Raw genomic sequence first — 7,447 nt, forward strand, 5'->3', positions numbered from 1 at the left:
TTACTAAAACATTCAAAATTTATACAAAGGATTGGTTGATTTATGAAAATAGGATTTGATAATGACAAATACCTTCACATGCAGTCCGAGCATATCCGTGAGCGAATTGGTCATTTCGACAACAAACTGTACCTTGAATTTGGCGGAAAGCTTTTTGACGACTACCATGCAGCCCGTGTACTGCCTGGATTTCAGCCGGACAGTAAACTCCGTCTCTTAAAGCAGCTCTCTGACACAGCTGAAATCGTCATCGTCATCAGCGCTGCGGATATTGAGAAAAACAAAATCAGAGGAGATCTCGGCATCACATACGATGTGGATGTACTCCGCCTGAAATCCGCTTTTGAAGAGAACGGCCTGTATGTGGGAAGTGTTGTCATCACACAATACAGCGGCCAAAACAGCGCTGATCTTTTTAAAAACCGTCTTGAAAATATGGGGATCCGTGTCTACACACACTACGTCATAGAGGGCTATCCTTCCAATATCCCACATATCGTGAGCGATGAAGGATATGGAAAGAATGATTACATCGAGACGACAAAGCCTCTTGTAGTAATCACTGCCCCTGGACCTGGAAGCGGAAAGATGGCCACATGCCTTTCCCAGCTTTATCATGAAAACAAGCGTGGAATCCGCGCCGGATATGCCAAATTTGAAACATTCCCGATCTGGAATATTCCGTTAAAGCACCCGGTCAATCTGGCATACGAAGCAGCGACTGCTGATCTGAACGATGTCAATATGATCGACCCGTTCCACCTGGAAGCGTATGGTAAGACAACCGTCAACTACAACCGCGATGTGGAGATCTTCCCTGTGTTGAATGCCATGTTTGAACAGATCTTCGGAAGCAGCCCATATAAATCTCCAACAGATATGGGAGTCAATATGGCTGGAAACTGTATCTGTGACGACGAAGTCTGTCAGGAAGCATCCCGCCAGGAAATCATCCGGCGCTATTACCAGGCAAAATGTGACTTCTTAAGGGGAAACATCCCGGATACTGAAGTCTTTAAACTTGAACTTCTCATGAAACAGGCAAAAGTGACAACCCATGACCGTGCAGTAGTCGATGTAGCTCTTGCACGCGCAGAAGAGACAGAAGGACCTGCTGCCGCGCTGGAACTGCCGGATGGAAGGATTGTAACTGGAAAGACATCCAATCTCTTAGGCCCATCTGCAGCACTGATCTTAAACGCTCTGAAAGAGCTGGCTGGAATTGATCATGAGCTGCATGTGATTTCCCCTGCGGCCATCGAGCCGATCCAGACAGTCAAAACCAGATATCTGGGTGGGAAAAATCCGCGCCTTCACATCGATGAAGTACTGATCGCTCTCTCCATGTCCACTGCGACAAATCAGGTCGCACAGATTGCCATGGAGCAGATCCCGAAGCTGAAAGGGTGCCAGGCTCACACGTCCGTCATGCTTTCATCCGTAGACATCAAACTGTTCAAGAAACTTGGAATCCAGCTTACAAGCGAAGCAAAATATGAAAACAAACCTCTTTACTATTAATTTTAACTGGTAAAAAAGAACTGCCACATCCGAGATCTCAAGATCTCAGACGTGGCAGTTTTCTGTCAAGAAAAACTCTTTTTTCAGGAAGCCATTTCCCCACTTCCGTCATCAAACTGCGAATTGTACAAATCTGCATAAAATCCGCCCTTTTCCAACAGTTCTTCATGTTTTCCCTGTTCTACGATATCTCCATCTTTGAGGACAAGAATCTGGTCCGCATCCCGTATCGTGGAAAGCCTGTGTGCAATTATAAAACTTGTTCTTCCCTTCATCAGGTTATCCATGGCTTTCTGGATCAACACTTCCGTCCTTGTATCAACAGAACTTGTTGCTTCATCCAGGATCAGAATCTTCGGATCCGCAAGAATGGCTCTGGCAATCGTAAGAAGCTGTTTTTGTCCCTGAGATACGTTGCTTGCTTCTTCATTCAGCTCCATATCATAGCCACTCGGGAGCGTCTGGATAAAATGATGGGCATGAGCTGCTTTTGCGGCCTCTATGATCTCCTCATCTGTAGCATCCAGCTTTCCGTAGCGGATATTATCTCGGATCGATCCGTTAAATAGCCATGTATCCTGGAGAACCATGCCGAACATATGTCTTAGTTCACTCCGATTAAAATCTTTTACATTGTGGCCATCCACAAGGATCTCTCCTTCATTCACATCATAAAACCGCATTAAAAGCTTGATCAATGTCGTCTTTCCTGCCCCTGTTGGGCCGACAATCGCTATCTTCTGCCCTTCTGTCACATTTGTGGAGAAGTCTTTAATAATGATATTGTCCGGATGATAGCCAAATTTTACATGGCGGAATTCTACATTCCCTTTCAATCCTTCCACGGATACCGGATGTTCTGCAAACTGCTCTTCTTCCTCTTCTTCCAGGAATTCAAAGACACGTTCGGAAGCTGCCGCCGTGGCCTGCAGCATATTTGCCACCTGAGCCACCTGCTGGATTGGCTGGGTAAAGCTGCGGACATACTGAATAAACGACTGGATATCCCCCACTTCGATGGTCTGCTTGATGGCAAGATAGCCGCCAAGTATCGTCACTCCCACATATCCAAGATTACCGACAAACTGCATGATCGGCATCATCATCCCTGAAAAAAACTGAGATTTCCATGCAGACTGATACAATGTATCGTTCATCTTATTGAATTCTTTCAGAACATCTTCTTCTTTATTGAATACTTTTACAATATTATGTCCGCTGTACACTTCTTCTACCTGGCCGTTTACATGTCCCAGATATTCCTGCTGATTGCGGAAATACCTCTGAGAGTGCTTTACTATAATAGAAATCAGGAATACCGACAACGGCAGAATCAAAAGCGCCACAAGCGTCATGAGCGGACTGATACTCAGCATCATGATGAGCACTCCGATAAGCATCGTGACAGAGGTAATCATCTGGGTCACACTTTGATTCAGACTCTGACTTAGCGTATCCACATCGTTCGTTATCCTGGAAAGCACTTCCCCATGTGTCCTCGTGTCAAAATAATTCATCGGCATACGGTTGATCTTTTCTGAGATTTCTTTGCGCATACGGTAAGTCAGTTTCTGCGTGACTCCTGTCATAATAAATCCCTGTACAAGGGAGAACAGGGCGCTGATTACATAAAGTCCCATTAAAGTAAGAAGAATTACCCCAATCTTACCGAAATCAATTCCCTTTCCTCCAGATACCTTTCCTACAAGTCCGGTAAAGATTTCCGTTGTCGCTTTTCCAAGGATCTTTGGCCCTACGATATTAAATACTGTACTTCCGACAGCAAAAATCATGACAAATACTATAGCAATCTTGTATCTGCCGATATACTTCAAGAGTTTTTTCATTGTCCCTTTAAAGTCTTTGGCCTTCTCTCCAGCCCCCATAGGTCTTCCATGTCTACTCATGTGCATCTTCCTCCTTTCCGCCTGTCTTCATCGCCTTTTCCAGTTCTGCCTGTGAAAGCTGTGAAGATGCAATCTGATAATATGCGTCACATGTCTGAAGCAATTCTTCATGTGTGCCAATTCCTGCTATCTCCCCTTCGTCCAGAACAATAATCTGTTCTGCGTGTAGGATCGTGCTGATACGCTGAGCTACAATGATGACTGTACTGTCCTTTGTCTTTTCTTTTAATGCCTTTCGAAGGACGGTATCCGTTTTATAGTCAAGGGCAGAAAAGCTATCGTCAAAAATGAAAATATCCGGATGTTTTGCAATTGCCCTTGCGATAGAAAGTCTCTGCTTCTGTCCTCCGGAGACATTTCCTCCACCCTGTGAAATCGGGCTGTCATACTGTTTTGGTTTTTCTTCAATAAACGCTTCCGCCTGAGCAATCTGCGCTGCCTCCTGGATTCTCTCCTTTGACATATCCGGATTGCTGTAACCGATATTCGATGCGATGGTACCAGAAAAGAGAACGCCCTTTTGCGGTACAAAGCCAAGCTTATCTCTCAATTCATGCTGCGATACCTGTCTGATATCCATTCCGTCAATCCTGATCTGTCCTTCCGTCACATCGTAAAATCTTGGTATCAGATTGACAAGTGTCGACTTACCGCTTCCTGTACTTCCGATGATAGCAGTAGTTTTTCCCGGTTCGGCCGTAAAATGGATCTCGTGCAGCACATCCTTTCCGGCTCCCGGATAACGGAAACTGACATGGTCAAATTCGACAACCCCTTTTCCTGTCCTGTCAAAGTGCTCCGGTTTTTTCGGATCATGAATTGCAGTATCACTCGTGATAACTTCATCCACACGGTCTGCTGCAACCGCTGCCCTTGGCAGCATGATAGAAATCATACAGATCATAAGAAATGCCATGATAATCTGCATTGTATACTGGATAAAAGCCATCATATCCCCTACCTGCATTTCCCCTGTATCAATACCATGGGCTCCAGTCCACACGATCAAGACACTCACACCATTCATGACAAGCATCATGGCAGGCATCATAAACGTCATCGCTCTGTTTACAAAAAGATTTGTTTTCGTAAGATCTCTATTTGCCACATCAAACCGCTTTTCCTCATATTGCTCCGTACTGAAAGCCCGGATAACAGAAAGTCCTGTAAGAATTTCTCTCGTAACAAGGTTCAGGCGGTCCACCAACTTTTGCAGTATCCGGAATTTCGGCATCGCGCATGCGAACAGAATCATGACAATGGCAAAAATAAGCACAACTGCCAGCCCGATAATCCATGTCATGGAAACATTTGTATGAACGACTTTATAGATACCTCCGATTGCTATAATCGGTGCATATAATACCATCCTAAGCATCATGACCATAACCATCTGGATCTGCTGGATATCATTCGTACTTCTTGTAATCAGTGATGCCGTCGAAAATTTGTCAAACTCCCCACTTGAAAATCCAACTACTTTTGTAAAGACATCACGTCTCAGATCCCGTCCGACAGCCGCTGCGGTCCTGGAGGCCAGAAGTCCCACTGTCACGCTGGCAAGCAGTCCAAGAAAAGCAAGCGCCAGCATCTTCCCCCCTGTTACAAGGATATAGTTTGTCTGAATCCGGTTCATATCCATTCCTAAATTCTGATAAGCGCTCTTCACATATAATACAGCTGCCTGGTCAAGCATTGTATCCGGAACATTATCCATCTGTTTCTCCATTTCGGAAACCATGGCTTCTCTTTGCTCCTGCGGCATAACCGCCAGAATGTCGAACATATCTGCATCTTCCGGAAGCATTCTCTGCGGAAGCTGCGCTGTGATCTGCTCTTTCATAACCTCTATCTCTTTGCTGTCCTGGTCGAACCCTTCCGCCAGAAGCATCGGTCTTCCCATGATATCAGTCAGATTTTCGATTTTCTCCTCCGAATTCTTTACGGAATCTTTTAACACAAAGAAGTCTTTTTCCGTCTTTAAATCCGATTCCGTCCCTTCTCGGTATGCGTCTGTTACCTTCTCTGTATCTTCCTGAGGAATCAACAGCAGCAGTTTCTCCAGGTCTTCTTTTGCAATCTGCTCAGGGACAGATGTGTCAATCCCGTTTTGCTGAATACCGATATTTACAATGTCAGATGTATATGACGGGAGCGATAAATCACAAAATGCCTGTATAAACAATACACACACAATGACCAGAGCTATCCCGGCATGCTTTTTCAGATATTTGAATAGTTTTCCCATAATGTCTCCTTTATTCCTGTCTTTTCTACTATCTGCTCCAATCTGAAATACATTCCTTCTTCATTTGGGCTTCGTAGTCCTGCAGTCCTTCCTTTGATATCAAATTTTCACGAATCTGTATCAATAGTCTGCGAAACAGCATCTTCTCCTCCGGAAGAATCCCCTCGAACATCTCTCGATCCATCTCCCTCATCATCTCTTTTATCTGGTCGATGTATGCTTTTCCTTCTTCTGTGAGATAGATCCTGGATATTCTCTGATCATTTTCGTCCTGCATTCGTATGACAAAATTTTTCTTCTCCAACTTTCTAAGAAGCACTGTCATGGAAGGGGGCTTGACGCCAAGTTTTTCTGCAATCTCCTTCTGAGACAGCGTGCCGTATTTTGACAAAATGAACAGACATCCTGCCTGCCCTGGCTTCATATCTACATTTTCCAGCCACTGTATCGCCTTTTGCCTTTGTGCGTTCAAAATTTGCCAAAGCAAAAACTGTATCGGAACATCCTTTGTATTGCAATCCATTTCGCATCTCCTTTCATTAGTTAGTTAACTAATCAATAGTCTATTATTGTGCACAAAGAATGTCAATACATATTTCTTTATTTCACATTTTTCTCACATATTTTACGAATTTTTAATTATTCAACTAACTAATTTCTCTTCATTCCAATGGCGTCTTCAAAATAAAATGCGGACAGAGCTCTTTCTCTTTGACCTCTGTCCGCTGCTTTGCTTTCTATCTCTTTGTCTTATCAATCCATCTAACCTTCACTCTGCATGTATCGTCAATCACACATTGCCGAAGTCCCAGGTCTATATGCTTTTTCTTCAGTATCCTGCTTATTTCTTCAAAAATCTCAATAACCTGATTTTCGTAACGCATATTCTCTTTATTTTCTTTATAGTATTTTCTCTCTTTGATGATCATTCCAGGCATCCACGTTTTCTTTATATTGTGTGCCTCAATTCTCTTCCAGTTCAGGAAAACGAATTCATTACTATACCCGGGAATACACTCCAGATGATTGTCGAGCTCTTCAGGAATATCACTCCATACTTTCTCTGTGCGATCCAAAAGGTCAAATATCTCCTTCGTCTCTTCCCTGTTCAGCTTAAAAATCTTTAACAAGCTGATTTCATCAAACAATTTGTATCTGGCAAATCTCAGATTTCCATTCCCTCTCAGCTCCAGCAAAAATCCTCCGTTATCCCCTTCTTTCCCAAAATCAGGACTGATCCTGTACGAAAAAACGATCATATCTTTGTTTAAATCTCTGAATTCCATAGCTACCCCTTATTCGTTCTTTTCGTCAATATAAAAATTTGCACTCAGCAGAAACGATTATAACATAACTTTTCACACTCTTCCAGAGATTGATCAAATATCACGAAACATTCATTTGAACTCAAAATAAAAAAGCTCAGTAAAACTGAGCTTTTTTAACAGGGGATGAGAGAATCGAACTCCCGCTAAGAGTTTTGGAGACTCCTGTCATACCATTTGACCAATCCCCTTTGTCTGCAAATTGACTGCTTTTAAAGTATATCATACCCTTATTCTCACTGTCAAGCAGCAATTGTTTTCTCTGCCATCCCCTACTGTGCTGGATTACAATACATGCGTTACAATTTTAGCGACCATACAAAAAACAGGAAAAGATGTTTTCCCTTTTATACTTATACAAAAAAAGAACAGAATTTCTTCTGTCCTCTAAATATAAAATATTTTCAATATACCTTCAAAACCACATATAAGCTACAGATCTCTCT

5 protein-coding genes and 1 tRNA gene are annotated in these 7,447 nt (G+C 43.1%); 1 reads left to right on the top strand and 5 read right to left on the bottom strand.

Annotation, left to right across the window (positions count from 1 at the left end; all coding sequences use genetic code 11):
- The first annotated feature begins 42 nt into the window (after nucleotides 1-42).
- Complete coding sequence (locus FLB61_RS04735) at nucleotides 43-1,521, top strand: DUF1846 domain-containing protein (RefSeq protein WP_087198819.1); 1,479 nt, start codon at nucleotides 43-45, stop codon at nucleotides 1,519-1,521.
- An 83-nt stretch (nucleotides 1,522-1,604) separates the two neighbouring features.
- Here the strand turns inward: FLB61_RS04735 and FLB61_RS04740 are convergent, their stop codons facing one another.
- The 5 genes from FLB61_RS04740 to FLB61_RS04760 all read right to left on the bottom strand — a co-directional run bounded on the left by FLB61_RS04740 (nucleotide 1,605) and on the right by FLB61_RS04760 (nucleotide 7,192).
- Nucleotides 1,605-3,428, bottom strand: a complete 1,824-nt coding sequence (locus FLB61_RS04740; RefSeq protein WP_221919520.1) for an ABC transporter ATP-binding protein — start codon at nucleotides 3,426-3,428, stop codon at nucleotides 1,605-1,607.
- Entirely contained in the window at nucleotides 3,421-5,676 is a 2,256-nt protein-coding gene (locus tag FLB61_RS04745) for an ABC transporter ATP-binding protein (RefSeq protein ID WP_221919521.1), read from the bottom strand. The genes FLB61_RS04740 and FLB61_RS04745 overlap by 8 nt, the downstream gene beginning before the upstream one ends.
- 28 nt (nucleotides 5,677-5,704) lie before the next feature.
- Nucleotides 5,705-6,199 (bottom strand): MarR family winged helix-turn-helix transcriptional regulator, encoded by a 495-nt coding sequence (locus tag FLB61_RS04750; RefSeq protein WP_221919522.1) that lies wholly within the window; start codon nucleotides 6,197-6,199, stop codon nucleotides 5,705-5,707.
- Between the two features lie 214 nt (nucleotides 6,200-6,413).
- Nucleotides 6,414-6,962 (bottom strand): hypothetical protein, encoded by a 549-nt coding sequence (locus FLB61_RS04755; RefSeq protein ID WP_087198815.1) that lies wholly within the window; start codon nucleotides 6,960-6,962, stop codon nucleotides 6,414-6,416.
- A gap of 159 nt (nucleotides 6,963-7,121) precedes the next feature.
- Nucleotides 7,122-7,192: transfer RNA gene (locus FLB61_RS04760), tRNA-Trp, on the bottom strand.
- Nucleotides 7,193-7,447 lie beyond the last annotated feature (255 nt).

This window comes from Sellimonas caecigallum, from assembly GCF_019754295.1.
GTDB classification, from domain to species: Bacteria; Bacillota; Clostridia; order Lachnospirales; family Lachnospiraceae; genus Sellimonas; species Sellimonas caecigallum.